19 protein-coding genes are annotated in these 18,948 nt (G+C 56.4%); 12 read left to right on the forward strand and 7 right to left on the reverse strand.

From position 1 onward, the window contains the following. The 3 genes from HQL65_15695 to HQL65_15705 all read left to right on the forward strand — a co-directional run. The coding region (locus HQL65_15695) for an SUMF1/EgtB/PvdO family nonheme iron enzyme (GenBank protein ID MBF0137677.1) at positions 1–691 on the forward strand (691 nt) is incomplete at its 5' end. Positions 692–741: 50 nt separating this feature from the next. Continuing rightward, entirely contained in the window at positions 742–1,068 is a 327-nt protein-coding gene (locus HQL65_15700) for a type II toxin-antitoxin system RelE/ParE family toxin (protein MBF0137678.1), read from the forward strand. After that, the gene (locus HQL65_15705) at positions 1,065–1,343 is read left to right on the forward strand and encodes a helix-turn-helix transcriptional regulator (protein ID MBF0137679.1); all 279 of its coding nucleotides are present in this window, start codon (positions 1,065–1,067) and stop codon (positions 1,341–1,343) included. Before HQL65_15700 ends, HQL65_15705 begins: the two co-directional genes overlap by 4 nt. Positions 1,344–1,414: 71 nt before the next feature. Here the strand turns inward: HQL65_15705 and HQL65_15710 are convergent, their stop codons facing one another. From HQL65_15710 to HQL65_15730, 5 genes are all read right to left on the reverse strand, one after another. Further along, entirely contained in the window at positions 1,415–2,116 is a 702-nt protein-coding gene (locus HQL65_15710) for an ABC transporter ATP-binding protein (protein ID MBF0137680.1), read from the reverse strand. Then, the gene (cbiQ, locus tag HQL65_15715; protein MBF0137681.1) at positions 2,113–2,925 is read right to left on the reverse strand and encodes a cobalt ECF transporter T component CbiQ; all 813 of its coding nucleotides are present in this window, start codon (positions 2,923–2,925) and stop codon (positions 2,113–2,115) included. Before cbiQ ends, HQL65_15710 begins: the two co-directional genes overlap by 4 nt. Before the next feature lie 73 nt (positions 2,926–2,998). After that, the gene (locus HQL65_15720) at positions 2,999–4,183 is read right to left on the reverse strand and encodes an MFS transporter (protein MBF0137682.1); all 1,185 of its coding nucleotides are present in this window, start codon (positions 4,181–4,183) and stop codon (positions 2,999–3,001) included. Between the two features lie 105 nt (positions 4,184–4,288). Continuing rightward, positions 4,289–4,738, reverse strand: coding sequence for a chromate resistance protein (locus tag HQL65_15725; GenBank protein ID MBF0137683.1), 450 nt, complete (start codon positions 4,736–4,738; stop codon positions 4,289–4,291). Between the two features lie 17 nt (positions 4,739–4,755). Beyond that, positions 4,756–5,046 carry a hypothetical protein gene (locus tag HQL65_15730; protein MBF0137684.1) on the reverse strand — a complete coding sequence of 97 codons (291 nt, stop codon included), beginning with the start codon at positions 5,044–5,046 and terminating at the stop codon, positions 4,756–4,758. A 198-nt stretch (positions 5,047–5,244) separates the two neighbouring features. On the opposite strand from HQL65_15730, the gene HQL65_15735 reads away from it, so the two are divergent. The 6 genes from HQL65_15735 to HQL65_15760 all read left to right on the forward strand — a co-directional run bounded on the left by HQL65_15735 (position 5,245) and on the right by HQL65_15760 (position 13,161). Beyond that, a complete protein-coding gene (locus HQL65_15735) occupies positions 5,245–5,628 on the forward strand; it encodes a metalloregulator ArsR/SmtB family transcription factor (GenBank protein MBF0137685.1) in 384 nt (127 codons plus the stop codon). After that, positions 5,622–6,587 (forward strand): permease, encoded by a 966-nt coding sequence (locus tag HQL65_15740; protein ID MBF0137686.1) that lies wholly within the window; start codon positions 5,622–5,624, stop codon positions 6,585–6,587. Before HQL65_15735 ends, HQL65_15740 begins: the two co-directional genes overlap by 7 nt. Before the next feature lie 15 nt (positions 6,588–6,602). Continuing rightward, the gene (locus HQL65_15745; GenBank protein MBF0137687.1) at positions 6,603–6,839 is read left to right on the forward strand and encodes a thioredoxin family protein; all 237 of its coding nucleotides are present in this window, start codon (positions 6,603–6,605) and stop codon (positions 6,837–6,839) included. A 248-nt stretch (positions 6,840–7,087) separates the two neighbouring features. After that, positions 7,088–8,866, forward strand: coding sequence for a hypothetical protein (locus HQL65_15750; GenBank protein ID MBF0137688.1), 1,779 nt, complete (start codon positions 7,088–7,090; stop codon positions 8,864–8,866). 382 nt (positions 8,867–9,248) lie between these two features. Further along, on the forward strand, positions 9,249–12,107 hold the full coding sequence (locus HQL65_15755) for a diguanylate cyclase (GenBank protein ID MBF0137689.1): 2,859 nt from the start codon (positions 9,249–9,251) through the stop codon (positions 12,105–12,107). Between the two features lie 100 nt (positions 12,108–12,207). Next, positions 12,208–13,161 carry a cytochrome c3 family protein gene (locus HQL65_15760; protein ID MBF0137690.1) on the forward strand — a complete coding sequence of 318 codons (954 nt, stop codon included), beginning with the start codon at positions 12,208–12,210 and terminating at the stop codon, positions 13,159–13,161. Between the two features lie 17 nt (positions 13,162–13,178). Here HQL65_15760 and HQL65_15765 read toward each other — a convergent pair whose 3' ends face one another. Both HQL65_15765 and thiC read right to left on the reverse strand, forming a co-directional pair. Next, positions 13,179–14,204, reverse strand: coding sequence for a DegT/DnrJ/EryC1/StrS aminotransferase family protein (locus HQL65_15765; protein ID MBF0137691.1), 1,026 nt, complete (start codon positions 14,202–14,204; stop codon positions 13,179–13,181). 205 nt (positions 14,205–14,409) lie between these two features. Continuing rightward, entirely contained in the window at positions 14,410–15,828 is a 1,419-nt protein-coding gene (thiC, locus tag HQL65_15770) for a phosphomethylpyrimidine synthase ThiC (GenBank protein ID MBF0137692.1), read from the reverse strand. A gap of 134 nt (positions 15,829–15,962) precedes the next feature. On the opposite strand from thiC, the gene HQL65_15775 reads away from it, so the two are divergent. From HQL65_15775 to HQL65_15785, 3 genes are all read left to right on the forward strand, one after another. Then, the gene (locus HQL65_15775) at positions 15,963–17,012 is read left to right on the forward strand and encodes a folate-binding protein YgfZ (GenBank protein MBF0137693.1); all 1,050 of its coding nucleotides are present in this window, start codon (positions 15,963–15,965) and stop codon (positions 17,010–17,012) included. Between the two features lie 137 nt (positions 17,013–17,149). Beyond that, entirely contained in the window at positions 17,150–18,301 is a 1,152-nt protein-coding gene (locus HQL65_15780) for a nitronate monooxygenase (protein MBF0137694.1), read from the forward strand. A gap of 400 nt (positions 18,302–18,701) precedes the next feature. Continuing rightward, positions 18,702–18,948 (forward strand): hypothetical protein (locus HQL65_15785; protein ID MBF0137695.1); only part of this gene is annotated, 247 nt, incomplete at its 3' end.

Consider the following 18,948-nt stretch of genomic DNA (forward strand, 5'->3'; position numbering starts at 1 on the left):
CACCGACTGGCTGCTGGGCAAATACCCGGTGACCGTCATGGAGTATCAACATTTTATGGACCACAACGGCTATCAGGACAAAACATGGTGGGATGATGCAGGCTGGCACATGCGTATGAAAGAAGGTTGGAATAACCCAGACAATTGGGATGACCAGCTCCTGCACCCCAACCGGCCTGTTACCTTTGTTTCCTGGTTCGAAGCGATGGCCTTTTGTCGCTGGTTGAGCAAGCAGAGAAATATGCAAATCCGCCTGCCCGATGAGGGTGTTTGGAAAATGGCGGCCACTTCCCGGAAAGGAGCATATCCCTGGGGAGCAGAGTCGCCAAATCCAGATCAGTTGGCTAATTATTATGCTGGTGGAAAAGACACGGCACCCACTCCAGTAGGCATTTATCCTGCAGGTAACGGACCCTACGGTCATTGTGACCTAGCGGGCAACGTCTGGGAGTGGTGCCGGAACTTGTTCGCTGACCGTAACGCCATGGGGACTTCACTTGATCCGCTTGTCATCCCAAGAGGCATGCGAAGCATGCGGGGCGGGGGCTGGCACAGCCCGACTAAGTTCCTCCGGGCCATCATTCGCCGCGGCCTCCGCGCCTATAATCAAAGCATCGATGTGGGCTTTCGTCTCGCCACCCCCCGCCAGCCGTTGAGCCATGGAGAAAGCAAACTGAAATTTCCGGTCTGATATAAAAATCAGGCTGGATATAATATATCAAACTTGGTATACAATTGAAAATGAACTGGCGCGTCGAAGTACTCAACGAAACGGTCCGGAATGAGATGAAAACTCTTCCAGATGACATGCGGGCAAAGATTGACCACATAATTGAATTAATTGAAAATTTTGGGCTGAACCAGATACGGGAACCCCATGTAAAACACCTGGAACACAAACTCTGGGAAATGCGCGTCAGGGGAAAAGATGGTATTGCCCGAATCCTGTACGTGACTGTTCACCAACAGCGAGTCGTTATCCTGCATGCGTTTGTCAAGAAAACCAATAAAACACCCAAGAGAGCCATCCGGGTGGCCATGTCCAGAATGAAGGAGATCCAAAAATGACCATTCCATTCTCGGAACTCAGGAAAGAATGGCGCAAAAATCCCCAATACATGGAGGAATACACGGCACTGGAAGGAGAATTTTCCCTTGCCCGGGAACTGATCCAGGCCCGGGTCGATGCCGGGCTGAGCCAACAGGAAATTGCCGAACGCATGGGTACCAGTCAGCCAACTGTGGCACGGCTGGAAAGCGGCCACAAACCCTCCCTCAAAAGCCTGGAACGCTATGCCAAGGCCGTGGGTATGAAGGTACAAATCCACCTGGTACCCGGATGAGGATGAATTGATGCCACCCCTGTCAGGGAATGGCCGGGTGGTAAAGAGTTGTTTTTGCGCCAACCTGCACATTATCTCCCGCATGCGGGACAGGCGAACGGATTGGTTTGTCCTGTCGGGTCATCGCTCACGATCCTGCCCTCGGCCAGCGTGATGGTCCGGGTGCAAACGCTACGCAGCCACTCCAGATCGTGTCCCACCACGATCCGGGTCTGCGGCAAACTTTTCAACAAGGCAGCCAATTGGCGGCGGCCATGGGGATCCAGGCCGGAGCAGGGTTCATCCAGGAGCAGAATTTCCGGTGCCAGGGCCAGAACGGTGGCGATGGCAACCCGCCGCTTTTCCCCGCCGGAGAGTCGGTGGGGCGGTCGCTGGCGCAAATGTTCGGCCCCCACCCGGGTCAAAGCCGAGATGACGGTCTGTTCACATTGGGCGGCGGTCATGCCCAGATTCAAGGGGCCGAATGCCACATCCTCCGCCACGGTGGGCATGAACAACTGGTCGTCGGGATTCTGAAAAACCAGACCGATGGTGCGACGGATCTGTTCCCGATTGGCGGCTGTCATGGGTGTCCCATGCAACAACAAGGATCCGGCCACCGGCTGGATGACACCGCTCAGCAGGAGCAGCAGGGTGGATTTGCCAGCCCCGTTGCCACCCACGATGGCCACGCTTTCGCCAGGGCGAATACCAAAGGAAACACCCGCCAGGGCCGGGGTGCCATCCGGATAGCGATAATGCAAATCTTGAACTTCCAGGATGCAGGGATTCATGGACTGTGCCCGAGAATCAAGGCACCCAGTGGCACCACCGGCTGCCCAAAACGCAGACCTGACAGAATCAACAACCAGACAATCAGGAAGCGCCAGTCGCCGGATTGCAGCCGCGTGGCTTCGGCCACCGGAAACGAACCGTGAAACCCGCGACAAAGCATGGCCTGATGAACACGCTCCGCCCGGTGCATGGCACGCAGCAGCAGATGGCCAACGAGTCGGGCATGAATGGACCATCCCTGTCCACGCCGGCCAAAAGAACGCAGGTTGCGGGCACGCGCCATCTGTTCGGCTTCCTGAACCAGGACAAAGAGATAACGGTATAAAAGCAGAATCTGGGTGACAAAAATGCGTGGCACTCCCAGGCGTTCCGCTGCCCGACCCAGGTCCGGCAGGCGCGTGGTGGCAGTCAGCACCAGGATGGCGGACATGGCCAGCAAAAAGCGCAAGCCAATGGAGAGCAGGGAAAGCCAACCACCCCCGATGGTCAGACTATCGGTCACGGGTATGGGCCGGGTGTCCAGAAAGGGATTGAAGAGTCCAATCAGGAGTGGCAGCGGAGCCAGCAACAAAAGACGGTGCAGCAACCAGCGGCTGGACAGTTCCGCCCGAGCCACCAGAATCAGGGGAAAAAGAAAAAATGGCAACAAGCCGCTCACGGCATATTTGTCGAAGGAGAGAACGCACAGCAGAAACAGGAGCGTGACGACCAGTTTGACCCGGGGTTCCAGGAGATGCACAGCAGAGTTGCCACGTGCCATCTGGTCCAGAGTGACAACAATCTTGCGGGAGTCAGGCTCTCCGGTCATGGAAATTCAACGATCATGAATCGAAAAACAGGGGGAAACCGGACGATGCATCGGGCACCATGCCATCATGTCCTCATGCATGGGCACGACCCCAGAACAAAAACCAGAGGGTTCCGGCCAGACCAAAGGCACTGGCCGAAAGAAGATTGACCTCCGGTCCCAGTTGCCAGAGCAGGGCACCGCTGAAGGCTCCCAAGGAAACAACCATATCGCGGACCAGATAGTAGGTCCCGAATGCTGCGGCGCGATGGTCCGGCGGGGCAAGATCCAGGATCAACGCCTTGCGGGCGGGTTCCCCGAACTCTTTCAAACCCCGGACGATGAAAGCAAACACAAGCATGGTGAAAGAGCTGGTCAGCAGCAATACCAGGGGAAAGATTGTGAAAAAGGCAAAGGTGGTCACCACGAAGGGTTTTTTTTCGGCGCGGTCGGCGAGCCAGGCCACCGGCAGATAGACCAGGATGGCAGTGGCCATTTCGATAGAGGTCAGGATGCCAAACTCGGCGGCGGAAACCGGATTGGCGATGAATTTCATGCACCAGATCACCACAAAGGCATGGGGAATCTGCTCGCAAAAGCGGACCAGAATGTCGGACACCAGCAGGCGGCGCATGGCCGGCGTGAGCAGGGCGAGCATTCTGGTCAGGGAATTGGGGGGATGATCGCTTTTGGCGGGTCGATCATCGGGAATCAGGCGTTGCTGGGCAAAAAGCCCAACGACGGCCATGCCCAGGGCAATGGTGAAGGAGACACGGATCCCATCGATTTCCCCCAGTCTGTCGATACAGAGTCCCCCGATCACGGGTCCCATGGCCATGGGAAGCCGTTTGACCAGAGAGTGCATGGTGACGCCCATGGTACGTTTGTTGGATGGCAGCACCTTGGCGATCAAACCCATGCTGGCCGGCAGGGAGAGGGAACTCCAGGCCAGGAAGAGAACAGCCCCCGCCAGGACCGCCTCCCAGCGGGGGACCAGAATCACGAGCAGATAGCCGGCCATGGCCAGCAGGTTGATGAACAACAAGCTGCGCCGAAAACCAAACCGTTCGGCAAGATAGCCACCCGGGAGGGAATAAAGAGCCGAGAGAAGATTGTCCATGGCCCCCAGCAAACCAATGACCAGGGGTCCCCCGCCCAGGGCCAGGAGATAGATGGGCAGAAAGCGTTCGGCCAATCGTTCGCCCAGACCAACCAGAACGACCAGCAGCAACAGGCCGGCTGTTTCGCGCCGCATGGCCAGAAAATCGATTAACCGCATGGTCCGGGTCACTGGCTTGATCCTGACGCTTTCATGGTCGCAACCGCACGGTTTGGATCCTCTTTCATGGCCGCAACCGCATGGTTTGGATCATCGGTCCGTGCCTTATGCTTCTCTGGCTGTATCCAGGGCACACCAGGCATAGAGGGCGTCATACATCTCGAATTGCCGGCGGATGTTCTCCTGATCATCCGGGAAACGCAAACCATACCCTGTGGCCAGAGCCTCCAGACCACGGGCCAGGGGATCCAGGTCGTAACGATGCGTATCGGCACCGCTCACCACCCTGGCCAGCCGCAACAAGGCCTTGTCGGTCAGTTGGAAGGCGCGTATCAACACCTCGAAGGTGCAGAGTTCGCCAGCGGGATTGCTGCGATCATGGTCATATTCGGCCCCCGGGGCATCGTAGGAGATGGCCCCCTCTTTGGCGGCAACCTCCAGAACCCGGCTCTTGGGAACAAACAGAAACTCCGCCTGAGAGTCGATGAACCGGGCAATCAACCACGGGCAGGCAACCCGATCCACATGGACATGGGAACGTGTGATCCATTTCATGGGTGTATTCCAATCGGTCAGGGTTTTTTGAGACAGCCAAAATAGCGCAGATTGTCCTCGGTAATTTTGCGCATGTCATCCAGCAGGTGGCTGAAGCGTGCCTCCACATCATCCTGAAGATGATACAGATATTCCCGTGCCCCTTCTTCGCCGTACTTTTCGGTCCACATTCTGGCATATTCCAGAACTTTGCCCAGATCGTGCCGTTCGGCCTTCTTGTCGGGGGCATCGATCCATTCGTGAATGTCGCGGTACTCCTTGCCTGTTCTGGCAAGGCTTTGCTGATAATGAATTTCCAGTTTGGACATGCTGCTCTCCTTGGAAGGGCCAGGATGGGAATCCAGGGATAAAAGGTTTCAAGTCCCAGATTCTTTCAGAAACTCTGTCAGTTTTCAAATTTTTATACAACCTTTCGCAGCGAGAATCGGACTCAATTGCACGGACAAGGTGCCGCTGAAATGCCAATATATGCGCTTGACAGCATATGCTGATTGACGCATATTCGCTTGGAAAGATACGAGGTAACCTCATTGACTCCCGAGATCCTGCTGAAATCCTTGGTGGACGAAACCCGGCTGCGGTGCGTGATGTTGCTGCTCGTCGAACCGGAGCTATGCGTTTGCGAGTTTGGGTACGTCCTGGGCGAAGCGCAACCGAAGATCTCCCGACACCTGGGAACGTTACGCGAACACGATGTGGTACGGGACCGCCGGGCCGGACAGTGGGTGTACTATACCCTGCATCCGGATCTGCCCCCATGGGCCATGGTCATGATTCAGGCTGTTGCCCATGGTTTACAAGGATCGGAAATCCACCGGGACGATCAGGAGAGATTGCGGACCATGCCGGATCGTCCCAAACGCTGCCCTATGGAAGGTGAATCATGCTAAAAATTTTCAGTGATCTGGCAGATGTCACAGTGTTCCACGGATTGGGGCTTGCGCCTGGATCTCCCCTTGGGCAGGCGTTGCACTTCTTTGTGGAAGACACGAGCAAGATTTTCGTGTTGCTGATCGTCATCGTTTTTGTCATGGGGCTGTTCCGGACCATGCTCTCGCCGGAGAAGGTGCGGGGTTACATTGAAGGCAAGTCCCACGGAACGGGTTATTTGCTGGCGGTCATTCTTGGTGCGATCACGCCTTTCTGCTCCTGCTCCTCGGTCCCTTTGTTCATCGGCTTCCTTGAGGGGGGCATCCCAGTTGGGGTGACCATGGCCTTTCTCATTACCTCGCCCCTGGTGAATGAAGTCGCCGTGGTCATTCTGGGGGCCGTCATGGGTTGGAAGATGACCTTGGTATACGTGGCCACCGGCATGGGAATCGGGATTCTTGGTGGCATCTTCATCGACCGTCTTCATATGGAGCGATGGGTGGAGGAATATGTATGGAAGATGCGCCTGGGGCAGGCGAACATGGAAGATGCAGACGGTTCGTGGCGGGCACGAGCATTCTATGCCTGGGGTGAAGTCCGCACCATCGTGGGCCGCATCTGGCTTTATGTCATCATGGGTATTGGCATTGGTGCGGCGCTGCATGGTTACGTGCCACAGGAACTTTTCGTCCGCTACGCTGCCGCTGATAATCCATTGGCTGTACCCGTGGCGGTACTCCTGGGCCTGCCGCTCTATGCCAATGCCACGGGGATTATCCCAGTGGCCGAAGCCCTGCTCGCCAAAGGCGTTCCCATCGGCACGGTGATCGCTTTCATGATGAGCGCAGTGGGAATCTCGCTCCCAGAATTCATCCTGCTGCGCAAGGTACTTAAACCAAGATTTCTTTTATTTTTCGCAGGGTTCCTGACCGTGGCCTTCATCATGGTCGGCTACCTGCTCAATGCAATCTTTGTCTGAATCAGAAAGGAATTCATGAAATCGTTCAAGATATTGGGATCCGGCTGCAAAAACTGCGTCACCACGGCGAAGCTGATCGAAGATAAGGCCAGGATACTGGGCATCGAGGCCCAGGTAGAGAAAGTAACCGATTTGGCCGAAATCCTGGGTCATGGGGTGATGTCTACTCCCGGTGTAATGTTGGACAATCAAGTGGTCCACGCGGGTAGCGTGCCCAACAGCAGCCAAGTTGAGCAATGGTTGAAAAAATAACCGCGTCGTGCCAGCGTTGCCGAGGGGATATGTCCCATCTGGTCTAGTGAACTGGTCAAGACCCAAGAGAGAATGATAGAACATGGAGCGTGAATGTAAACAAGTATGAGAATCATTCTCAATAATTCATGATGCATCCACTGAGAAGTGGTGTGATATTCGAATTTAGATTAATATCGGTGGGGGAAGTGTGAGTCGGCATTCAGAGGCATCCCGATTGGATGGCCAAGAGGCGGAGGTTGAGTGCAATGCAGCTCAAATACAAAATGGGAATTGGGTTCCTGGTCCCCCTGGTCATGGGTTTTGCGGCCCTGGCCATAGTTCTGATTCCACTTATTTCACGTCAATTTACGGCCAGCTATGAGGCAGGGATTGACCAGAGGTTTCAGAGCATCGACCAATCGTTTCAGGAATTGGGCACGAGTTTGTTGGGTGACGCCTCCGTCCTGTCCAGCATGCCGGGGTTGGGTCAGGCACTGAAGGATCAGGACCGGCAAAAGTTGCAAAACCTCATGGTTCCGGCCTTTCAGGGTTTGCACGCCGTGCATGATGCCGTGACCACGGTCGAAGTGACTGACTCCAAAGGCATCGTTGTGTTGCGTGGTCATCATCCGGAAAAATTTGGCGACGACAAGTCTAAGACCCCACTGTTTGGCAGGGCACTGCAAAGCGGCAAGCCCCAAATGGGCATCCAGGTTTCCACCACCACCGGTCTGTTGAGTCTGGATTCGATCCATCCCGTTTTTCTCGACAAGACCTTGGTGGGACTGGTAAAGGTGGGTTCTTATCCCAGGGAGGAGGCGTTGCAGGGGATGAAGGCAGTGATGGGGGTGGAGATTGCCGTCTGGAACGAGAAACTGAAAAAACTTATTGGCACCACTCTCAAGGGGGTGGAGGAACAGATCCCCGGCTTGAGTGAACATCTGCGGGAAGTTTCCCAGGGCGATACCCTGATGTTTGCCAAAAAACGCTCTTTGACCTTCAAGGGCGAAGGGGTGGAGGAGACCAGCTTGATCGTGATGTCCGATGCCTCGGACATGATTCGCATGACCGCCTTTGTGACCCGCAGCATTGGCGGAGTCAGTGTCGTCCTGCTGCTGGTGATGGTGGGAATCACCTTGGCCCTGACCCGAAATATTATTGGGGCCATCGAGTGTTGCAATCGGTTCATCAAGCTCATGGCCGCCGGCGGGTTGGAAGTGACATGCGTTCTGCAACGTCGGGATGAACTGGGAGAACTGTCGATTTCCATGCAGAAGATGGTGGTCAAATTGCGGGAGGTGGTCACCCGGGTTCGGGAAACCACGACACAGGTCACGGCGGGCAGCAGCGAGTTGTCCGGTACGGCACAGACCCTGTCCCAGGGAGCCACGGCCCAGGCAGCCAGCATCGAGGAAACCTCTGCGGCCATGGAGGAGATGGCCACCAACATTCAACAAAATACCGAAAATGCCCAGACCACGGCGCACATTTCCCAGTCGGCGGCCAAGGATGCGGCAGCAGGCGGCAAGGCCGTGGGCGAGGCGGTCCATGCCATGAAGGAAATCGCCACTCGCATCTCCGTCATCGAAGAGATTGCCCGCCAGACCAACCTGCTGGCCCTGAACGCCGCCATCGAGGCCGCCCGGGCCGGGGAACACGGCAAGGGGTTTGCGGTGGTGGCCGCCGAGGTGCGCAAACTGGCAGAACGTTCCCAGGCAGCTGCCGGAGAGATCAGCCACCTTTCCACATCCAGTGTACAGGTGGCGGAACAGGCCGGAGCGATCATCGGCAAGCTGGTACCGGATATCCAGAGGACCGCAGAACTGGTGCAGGAAATCGCCACTGCCAGCCAGGAACAAACCCAGGGGGTGGCGCAAATCAATGCCGCCATTCAGCAATTGGATCAGGTCATCCAGCAGAACGCAGGTTCCTCCGAGGAGATGGCCGCCACGGCGAAAGAACTCTCCGGTCAGTCCACCCTGCTGGAAGAGACCATGGGGTTTTTCAAGCTTGATGAGCAAAGCTCCCGTGACAGGGGAACCTGAAGGGTGCCGGGCAGGTACCGAAAAACAACCTGAATGCCGGAAACACGGTGTTTCCGGCAAGGGGTTCACGACGCTCCCGGTTCGGACGCCCATTCCCGAACACGCAGCATCCATACGCCCTTTGTCAAAAATGGGAATTTTTTGGGTGTGAATTCCAAAATATGAGAATGAAGGACAGAACCGCGAGAAAGCCGGAAATATAAATTAATGAAAATAATGAATAGTCCATGTGAGGATGTCGGCTGCAAGGAAAGGTATGATTCTTGAGTACAAGGCATATCATAGGTGGGCGTGACAGGTTCTGCGGAGGGGGGCAGCCGTCGGGGGGTTGGGTTGCAAAAGACAATCCGGGGAATAACAGGCATGGCTGGAGGAACCTGAATTGACTGAGGGGGTTTTCGGGGTTGACGGAGAAAGTTTGCATCGTGAACGACAGGCTGCGGCACCAGCCTCTGCCCTGTCCCAGGCATTGCGTGCGCCGCGCATCGTCTGGCTGCAGTTTGGTTTTGCCATTCCGTTTCTCCTGCTGATCGTGGGCGTGGGGATCTGGAGTCTTTCCACTCTTGAAAAATCCCAAAACGCCGCCACGGAGGATCGCGGCATTCTTTCGGCAGGCAATCAGGCATTGGATACGGCCCGGAAGGCCCAGGTCCATTTCAAGATTCAGGTGCAGGAGTGGAAGAACATTCTGTTGTGTGGCAGTCATCCTGGTGACCGGGAAAAATATCTGGCAGCCTTCAATCATCAGGGGCAACGGGTGCGTGAGCTTTTGGCCCAGTTGCACGGTTATTTTGCCTTTCTGAATGTGGGAGCCAGGGAACACACCCTGCTGTCTCGCACGGTGAAAAGTCATGATCAACTGGAGGCTCTTTATACCAGTACATTAAAAAAACATGATCTATCTCAGCCCCTTGCTGCCCATAATGCCGACCGTGCCGTGCGCGGGATGGATCGGGATCTGACCGTGCAGATGGATGAACTGGTGGATCTGGTGTCGGCCCATGTGGCCAGAATGACTGCCGACTCCCTGCAGCAGGACCAGGACCGTTATCGGGATCTTGCCAACCGTCTGGGTCTTGTCCCATCCCTGCTCATTTTCATCCTGACCCCCCTGGCTTTTTTTCTGATCCAGCGGCTCCTGATCAGGCCCATCCTGGAGATGACCACAACCATGACCTGCATCTCCAACGGCAAATTGGAAAAAGTGGTGCAGGAAGACGGGTGTCTTGAATTGAAGGTGATGGCGCACCAGTTCAACATCATGGCTGATCGCCTGAAAAACACCCTGGATGGCCTGCGCGGGGAGAAAAACAAGCTCACCACCATCATCCTGTCCGCACGGGAAGGAATCGTGGTAACAGACCGGGAAGGGGTTGTGGTCCTGGTCAATCCGGCGGCAGAGCAGATCCTGGGCAAGACTGCGGCACAAATCGTGGCCGGCGGATTGTTGAACATGCTGGATGATCCTGAGTACATCACGGCCCTGTTGCGTTGCGATGACGCTTCAGTCCCGGATACGGTATTTTACAATAACCGGATGCTTGTGATCCATGCCACGACCATCCGCGAAAGCCAGGGCCAGGAGATTGGTTCGGCAGCCATTCTGCGCGATGTCACTTCGGAAAAACATCTGGAAGAACAACTGCGACGCATCTCGGTAACCGATGGACTCACCGGACTCTACAATCGTCGGCACATGGATGACATTTTGCGCACCGAGTTTGAACGGGTGCGTCGTTTTCAGCATACGCTCTCCATTATGCTGATCGATGTGGATCATTTCAAAAAATTCAACGACACCCACGGTCATGACCAGGGTGACCGGGTTCTCAAGTCTCTGGCAACCATTCTGCAACGGCAATCCCGGGAAGTGGATTTTCCCTGTCGCTACGGAGGCGAGGAGTTTTGTGTCATTCTGCCGGGAACCGGGCATCCAGGTGCCCTTCAGGCAGCCGAGCGGTTGCGCAAGGAGGTTGAGGCAACGCCGGTGGACAATCTGAACATCACCATCAGTATCGGCGTAGCCATTTATCAACACCAATATTTCACCGTCTCCAGCCAGGAAGACATGTTGAAAAAAGCCGACCTCGCTCTCTACAAAGCCAAGGAATCCGGGCGCAATCGGGTATGTGTCAGCGACCAGGATGATTCTGCCGACCCGGTAACCTGCAAAGACTCCCAATCCGTGAAAAAATTTATTTTCTTGTTTTTATTGCTTTTTACGGCCTGCACGACCTTGAAACCCGTGCAGAATCCCACCGATATCTATTGGCCACCCCTGCCTGAACGTCCCCGCTACCAATACGAAACCGAACTCCGCAGCCCCAAAGACATTCGCGGCAAGGACACCACCCTGGCCGATGGCCTTGCCGGCCAGGAAAACAGCACCAACGTGTACGAAAAACCGATGCGCGTTGCGGCCTGGGAAGGGCGCATCTATATCACCGATTCCATGCAAAGGCGTGTGCATGTCTTCAATGTTCCAGACCGCAAATATTTTCAGTTCGGCTTTCGTCGCGAAGGGACTCTTGGCCGCCCCTTGGGTATTGCCGTGGACCGCAAAGGCCTGGTCTATGTCGTCGATGCCGGTAAAAAGCATGTGGTGGTTTATGACGAACTGGGCATGTTCGTGCGCTTTATTGGTCGTGAGGCCAAATTGCAACGTCCTTCCGCCGTCGCCGTCAACCCCCGCAATGGCCACATCATGGTGACGGATACCGGAGGCCTGGATTCCACCCAGCATCGCGTCGTGATTTTCAATACCGAAGGCAAACAACTGGTTTCCATTGGCAAACGCGGCACCGGTGATGCCGAGTTCAACTATCCAACCGACGTGGCCACCGACCATGAGGGGCATTTTTTTGTTCTCGATGCCGGCAATTTTCGTGTCCAACAATTTTCCGCCACCGGTGAGTTTATCCGCAAATGGGGCAGTGTTGGCACGGGAATTGGCCAGTTTGCCCGCCCGCGTGCCTTGACGATTGATCGTGATGGCCTGGTGTATGTGGCGGATGGGGCTTTTGCCAATATTCAGGTTTTTGATGCAACCGGGAAGTTGTTCCTGCATATGGGTGAACCCACGGCCAGGGACCATCCCGGTCGTTATGCTTCTCCGTCTGGGCTGGCCAGCGATGAAACAGGTCGGCTTTACATTGTGGATCAGGTCCTGAAAAAAGTGGAAGTCATTCGAAAACTGGGCGATGCGGAAGCCGAGCGTATTTCAAGTAATTTTGTGCCATGATCCGTGTTGCGGATCGTTCATATGGAATGAAAATTGCATAGCATATGTTGGGGCAAGGTTGTCGTTTACATGTAATCTTGATTGAACAGGGGGATGCATCATGAACGTCCAGAATTTCCTTCTCAAAATTGGGAAATCATTTCCCTGTCAATGTCTCTTGCAGCTTGTCGGTGGCCTGATTCTCCTGGGTGGTGGTCTGGCCTGGGCTGCGGATTATCCAACAAACTTTTCTAATACTGGCAGCATCGCCAATACCCGCCACAACATGACTCAGTCCACGGCCGGTGTCGGTGCAGCCATGACTACCGTGCGCAATAATTATGGTGAAGTTTGCGTTTATTGCCACACCCCCCACGGAGCCAACTCCAATGTGGCCGCCCCCTTGTGGAATCGTACTTCGAAAAACAATACCTACCAGACCTACAGCCAGTTGGGCACCTCGACGCTCACGTCCGAAGTAGCCCAACCCGGTCCGGCGTCCATGACCTGCCTTTCCTGCCATGACGGAACCGTTGCCATCGACTCCATCATCAACATGCCCGGCTCCGGCAACTACAATGCCGCGTCAGTGACCAATCACAACGAAACCTTTCTCGACAGTTGGAAAAACCTGCCCGGCAACTCGACCAAAGGCTCCAATAAACACTACGCCATAGGCGAAACGTCGCCCAACGAATCCGCCGGTTGCATGGTGTGCCATTCCGGTCCAGGAGGATTTGAGGTGGCCACTGATTTTTCCGTATTCAACATCGGCACCGATTTGCGCAATGATCATCCCATCGGTGTCAATTTGCCCACCAGTCGTATCGGTAATGACTTTGTTGGCCCCGATAAGCAACAAGATCTCATGGCCTTCTATGACAAGGACAGCGACAACAGACCGGATACCAACGAAGTTCGATATTACAAATCTTCGGGACAGTATCGGGTGGAATGCGCTTCCTGCCATGATCCCCATGGGGTGGTAGGCCAGAATGGCACGTTTAATCCAAGTTTTCTGCGAGTGAGCAACACCAATGGCAGCACCTTGTGCCTGACCTGTCACAATAAATGACGTATGAGAGACTCAATTCACACGGGTTGCCTGGCGTCCCGCTCCACCCAGCGATGAATGCGGTTGATGATTTTCTTTTGCGTGGCTGTTTCCAAAGCTGGATAAAAGGGAATGGCCAGGGAGCGTTCCAGAAAGGTGCGCACGCCGGGAAGCTGCCGGGCAGCGGTATCGGGCTGATACCATACCGGCGAGGCCGCATCGATGCGTGACCGGGCCAGGAAACCTCGCAAGGCATCGCGGTCGGTCGGGTTGTTCAGGAGCAGAAAAAATCCTTCCCAACTGCGATCCTGGGCCGCCGAGGCGGGCAGATGCAGGCGACCACGGGGATGCATGTCCAGATAGGCTGCGGCCAGTTGCTGGCGTTTGGCCAGGATGGTATCGAGTCGCGACAGCAGGGAGAGTCCCAGGGCACAGGCCGCGCTTCCCGGGGGATGGCGGCGCATGTGGCGCAAATCCGCCACCAGGGAAGCCTTGTTGCTCAACAATACGGCCCCCACCCCCGGCAGGATTCGATTGCCATCGAAATGGGCCACCTGTATCCCGCCCCACCCGCAGCCAAGCCGGGGAACCACCACTCCGGAAATCTCCTCCATGAGCAGGGGAGGAGGTTCCCAGGATACGTCGGGGCGGGTCGGTTGGCCAAAACCATGCCGCCAGAATCCCGCCTGCAAGGGCCCCGATCCGGGTGGCACCAGGGTGGTGCCCTGTTCGCGCAGCAAGCCGGTCCGGGGATCCAGGTCATGCCATACCAGATGCAACCAGGCAGCAGAACAGGCCTCCCGCCAAGCCGGTTCCAGCAAGGCGTCGGCGGCGATTGCTGCGCCGGAAGGCCAGTGCAAGCGCTGTTTCAAAAGGGCGATCAATTCGACCGGATCGGCAAAAGCCACCGCCGGGCGATCCCACAATACGGACCAGGCCTGTTCCCACTGTGCCAGCAGATCGGCATCGTACCAGAGATTGCGGGCCAGGGCGGCCCGCACGGCATTTTCGTCATCCCGGGTGATGTCTGCCCGGGCCAGGGGGATGGTCAAATCGCCGGCCACGGCTGGCCTGTCAATCTGGCGGCCGTTCGGCTTCTCCCATTAAAATACGTTCGAAAAAACGGGATGAAGGTCCAGGAGGATGCGGCTCTGCCCTTCCTCCTGGCGGGGTTTGGGGCAGAGACCCAACCAGGTCTTTCATATCCAATCCTTTTTTTGCAAGAACTCTGAACAGATACCCGATCTGAACTTCACCGGATGCGTCGGGTCATCCGCCAATCATGGCCTGGTGCAGAATCGCTGGAATGGTTGCTGCGCACTCCGGACAATGCTGGGGAATAAGCCGTGCGGCCAATGCACGCGATTTTTCGGTCACTTCCTGGGACAGCTTGTAGGCACAAAAACGGGGACCGCACATGGAACAGAACTCGGCGCTTTTGTGGGCCGTTTCGGGCAGGGTTTCGTCGTGGTAGCTGCGTGCCCGTTCCGGATCCAGGGCCAACTCAAACTGGCGGTTCCAATCAAAGGCATAACGCGCCCGGCTCATGGCATCATCCCGGTCGCGTGCCCCGGGCCGACCCCGGGCAATATCAGCGGCATGGGCAGCAATCTTGTAGGCAATGATGCCATTGCGCACATCCTCGGCATGGGGCAGACCCAGATGTTCCTTGGGAGTGACGTAGCAAAGCATCGATGCCCCCTTCCAGGCGGCAATGGCCCCGCCAATGGCCGAGGAAATATGGTCATAGCCGGCGGCAATATCCGTCACCAGAGGTCCCAGGACGTAAAAAGGGGCCTCGTGGCACTCTTGCCGTTCCCGTTCCATGTTCATTTCAATCTGGTCCATGGGCACATGGCCCGGGCCTTCGATCATCACCTGTACATCCTGTTCCCAGGCGCGGGTGGTCAGTTCTCCCAGGACTTTCAACTCGGCAAACTGGGCCGCATCCGACGCATCATGGAGACATCCGGGCCGCATGCCATCTCCCAGGGAGAGGGTGACATCGTAACGTTTGCAGATTTCCAGCAGACGGTCAAAATGGGTGTAGAGGGGATTTTCCGCCTCGTGGTGTAGCATCCACTGGGCCATGAGTGCCCCGCCCCGGGAGACAATCTTGGTGATGCGGGATTCGATCATGGGCAGGACGTGCAGCAGGACCCCGCAATGCACGGTCATGTAATCCACCCCCTGCCGGGCCTGCTCCTCGATGACGGCCAGAATCATGTCCGGGGTCAATTGACGCACATCCGTAACCCGCTCCACCACCTCGTAAATGGGTACGGTCCCGATGGGCACTGACGCATGCCGCAGAATGGATTCACGAATGTGGGGAATGTGTTTGCCCGTGGAGAGATCCATGACCGTATCCGCCCCATGGCGGACCGACAGATTCAACTTTTCCAGCTCCTCTTCCAATCCCGATGAAATCTGGGAATTGCCAATATTGGCGTTGATTTTGCAGCGGGCAGCGATACCGATGGCCACCGGACGCAACTCGGGGTGATTCATGTTGGCCGGGATCACCATGCGCCCCCGTGCCACTTCATCACGCACCAGTTCGGGGGACAGGGACTCCTCCCGGGCCACATGAGCCATTTCGGGTGTGATCTCCCCTTGCCGGGCGAAATGCATCTGGGTAACGTTGCCAGTACGGTTGCGTACCCAGGCGGAACGGAACTTGTCCATGATGGGCCTTCTCCAATCCTTGATTCGGTGAAAAAAAATATGAAGTGCCGACGCCTCTCGCGTCCGCACGGTGATTGTCGATACAATACCGATTGTGCGGATCGTCTACACTGCTTGACAAGGAGTTTTCCGTCTTGAGCCTTCTTCGTCATCACTTGGCACCGGGCATACCCTGGTGTGACGACCGGGGTCAACCCACGCCGGAGCGTTTTGCCCCCGACCTGAATACGGAACTTCATGCCTTGCAAAATGGCACGGCACTGGTCGATCTGACCCACTGTGGTGTCGTCACCTTGACCGGTCCGGAACGGCTGCAATTTTTGGGTGGACTCGTCACCAACCAGGTCAGGGATATCACAGAAAGTCGTTCCATCCATGCGGCCATGCTCACCCCGCAGGGACGTTTTTTCCGGGATTTTACCCTGGTCCAGGCTGGAGAATCCCTGCACCTTCTGACGGAACCGGATCAGGTGGCCCGGTTTTTGGAACGGCTGTACATGTACCGTCTGCGGGCCAAGGTGGAGATGACCCTGACCAGCGCAACCCTGGGTGTGCTGGCCCTGGCCGGTCCCGAAGCCGGGCATCTCCTGGCCGGGGTTTTTCCCGGTCTGGATCCGAATGCCCCCCCGGGAACCACCTGTTCACCAACAGCGACCTTGCGGTTGTGGCGGGATCCGCGCCACACAGCCCTGGGATGGCGGCTCCTGGTGCCCGCCACCGAACTGCCGACAATCTGGGATCAGTTGGCCGCGCTGGCCACACCGGTTGGCGTCACCGCCTGGGAAACGCACCGCATTCACCATGCCCTGCCACGGGGCGGCGTGGATTTTATTCCCGATGAAACCCTTCTCCTGGAATGCGGCGGCAAGGAATTGAATACCGTCAGCTTTACCAAAGGATGCTATATCGGCCAGGAGACCACGGCCCGTACCCACAGTCGGGGAACCATCAAAAAACGGTTGCATCAACTGCGAGTTCCTGGTGATATCAATCTGGTCCCGCAAACCCCGGTTTTCACTCCCGACGGCAAGGAGGCCGGTATTGTCACCAGTTGCACCCGTCTGGAGGATGTCAACCTGGCTTTGGCCATCCTGCGCCGCGCCGATGTCCTGGAGCATCCATTCCTGACCGTGGCCGGCCTGCGGGCCACGGCGCTTGTTCCTGCCTGGGCCACCTGGGAATAAACATTTGTATCCATCTTCTTGCTGCTGTCAACCTTGCCAACTCCTGCACCGGCCATCCTGCGGGCAAAAGTTTCGTGAATTTTGCCAGGCACTGGTAGAACATTTCCGCCTATTTCGAGTATAAACAGCCCATGACCATGCCATCGTCTACCGTTGCCACTCCGTCACAGACTGCGTCATCGCCTGCCGTTACCCCGCTGCCGCCCCTGACCATCGGCAATTTTACCCTGCCGATTCCCATTATCCAGGGTGGCATGGGTATTCGTGTCTCGGCCCACAAACTGGCTTCTGCCGTTGCCAATGTGGGCGGTGCCGGCGTCATCGCCACCGTGGCTCTCTCCCTGGCTTCCAAATACTACAACAAGGGAAAGGACTATTATAAGGCCAATATCAAGGCCTTGATCGACGAACTGCTCCTGGCCCGGGAGATCAGTCCCCATGGCATCATTGGCACCAACTGCATGGTGGCCATTCGGGATTTTGAATCCATGGTGCGCACCTCCCTGGAAAACGGGGCGCAGTTCATCATCGCAGGGGCCGGGTTGCCGCTGCGGTTGCCCGAATTTGCCGCCTCCAATCCCAAAGCAGCCCTGATTCCCATTGTCTCCTCGCTCCGGGCGGCGGTCCTCATCGCCAAACGCTGGCACAAACTCTACAAACGTCTGCCCGATGCCATTCTGTTCGAAGATCCCAACACCGCAGGTGGTCACCTCGGTGCCGACCGGCCCAATATTTTTTCCCTGGATTTTTCCCTGGAACGGGTCATCCCGGAGCTGGTCCAATGGGTCCGCAAGGAGTATGGCGGTGAAATTCCGATCATCAGCGCCGGTGGCATCTGGGATCGTCAGGATATCGACCGGGTCATGTCCCTGGGTGCCAAGGGGGTCCAAATGGCCACCCGTTTCATCTGCACCCACGAGTGTGATGCCGCCCAATCCTTCAAGGATGCCTTCATCCAGGCCAAAGACGGCGATGTGGTGATCATCGATTCCCCGGCGGGCCTTCCCGGACGAGCGTTGAGTTCTCCCTTTACCCGCAAGCTTTTCCGGGGTGACGAGGTCGATGCCAAATGCTTCGCCACCTGCCTGAGCGCCTGCCTTTGCCGCGATGAAGAGAGTACTTTCTGCATTGCCCGGGCTTTGCATCAGGCCCAACAGGGAGACCTGGAAAATGGCCTCGTGTTCACCGGCACCAACGCCACCCGCCACACCCGCATGACCTCGGTTCGCGAAATTTTCGAGGAACTGAATGGCTGTACCGTTCCGCCTCCTGTTCCCGGTTTTGCCTGATTCTTGAAAAAAACACGGCGAGGCCTCTGCCACCCCCGAGTATGAAAGTTCTCAACGTTTTTTCAAAGCAATCCCATGCTGCCAGCCTCCATATGCACGATAAAAAAATTTTCGTCCGGTGATCATCAAAACCTGTTTCAGCGTGTTGACCTCCCGATTTCGAGAGTGCTGGCTGAAAAAAATTGAAAACACGATTGACTTGATATTACCCCCTATAGCATAATCCATAGGGGTTAGGGTCTCCCCGGAGATTTATTGAGACCGAGTCTTATTGTTCGCGATGCTTTTGTCCTGATTTGTCATCACTCGTGATGATCGATGATACCGTAGTGGTCAACCTGATCTGGATGACTACGAGATGCGGTCGTCCTGGGATCACGGGAGGGGGGTGGGGAAGACAATGGCTGTCCGGGAATCCTGTTCTGGCAGGTTGGTGCCAACCGTGCGCACGGCCTTCTTGGCGTTCTGTCTACTCCTGAGTGGATTGCTGGTTGCGGGGGCAACAACGGTTGGGGGCGGTTATGTCAAGGCCTTATGGGTTGCCGATGCCCAGGGATTGTTCAAATTGCGGGGGGATGATGCTGCCGTTCTGGTGGCCGGAATCGGAGCCAAACAAACCCGCGCCGTGGCCGTGGACCCTGACCGGA

It is taken from the genome of Magnetococcales bacterium (genome assembly GCA_015228935.1).
Lineage (GTDB): Bacteria > Pseudomonadota > Magnetococcia > Magnetococcales > DC0425bin3 > HA3dbin3.

Excerpts from the sequence above, each read along its gene's own strand:
- HQL65_15700 (MBF0137678.1), top strand. The coding sequence starts at position 742 with ATGAACTGGCGCGTCGAAGTACTCAACGAAACGGTCCGGAATGAGATG.
- HQL65_15705 (MBF0137679.1), top strand. The coding sequence starts at position 1,065 with ATGACCATTCCATTCTCGGAACTCAGGAAAGAATGGCGCAAAAATCCC.
- HQL65_15710 (MBF0137680.1), bottom strand. The coding sequence starts at position 2,116 with ATGAATCCCTGCATCCTGGAAGTTCAAGATTTGCATTATCGCTATCCG.
- cbiQ (MBF0137681.1), bottom strand. The coding sequence starts at position 2,925 with ATGACCGGAGAGCCTGACTCCCGCAAGATTGTTGTCACTCTGGACCAG.
- HQL65_15720 (MBF0137682.1), bottom strand. The coding sequence starts at position 4,183 with ATGCGGTTAATCGATTTTCTGGCCATGCGGCGCGAAACAGCCGGCCTG.
- HQL65_15725 (MBF0137683.1), bottom strand. The coding sequence starts at position 4,738 with ATGAAATGGATCACACGTTCCCATGTCCATGTGGATCGGGTTGCCTGC.
- HQL65_15730 (MBF0137684.1), bottom strand. The coding sequence starts at position 5,046 with ATGTCCAAACTGGAAATTCATTATCAGCAAAGCCTTGCCAGAACAGGC.
- HQL65_15740 (MBF0137686.1), top strand. The coding sequence starts at position 5,622 with ATGCTAAAAATTTTCAGTGATCTGGCAGATGTCACAGTGTTCCACGGA.
- HQL65_15745 (MBF0137687.1), top strand. The coding sequence starts at position 6,603 with ATGAAATCGTTCAAGATATTGGGATCCGGCTGCAAAAACTGCGTCACC.
- HQL65_15750 (MBF0137688.1), top strand. The coding sequence starts at position 7,088 with ATGCAGCTCAAATACAAAATGGGAATTGGGTTCCTGGTCCCCCTGGTC.
- HQL65_15760 (MBF0137690.1), top strand. The coding sequence starts at position 12,208 with ATGAACGTCCAGAATTTCCTTCTCAAAATTGGGAAATCATTTCCCTGT.
- thiC (MBF0137692.1), bottom strand. The coding sequence starts at position 15,828 with ATGGACAAGTTCCGTTCCGCCTGGGTACGCAACCGTACTGGCAACGTT.
- HQL65_15780 (MBF0137694.1), top strand. The coding sequence starts at position 17,150 with ATGCCATCGTCTACCGTTGCCACTCCGTCACAGACTGCGTCATCGCCT.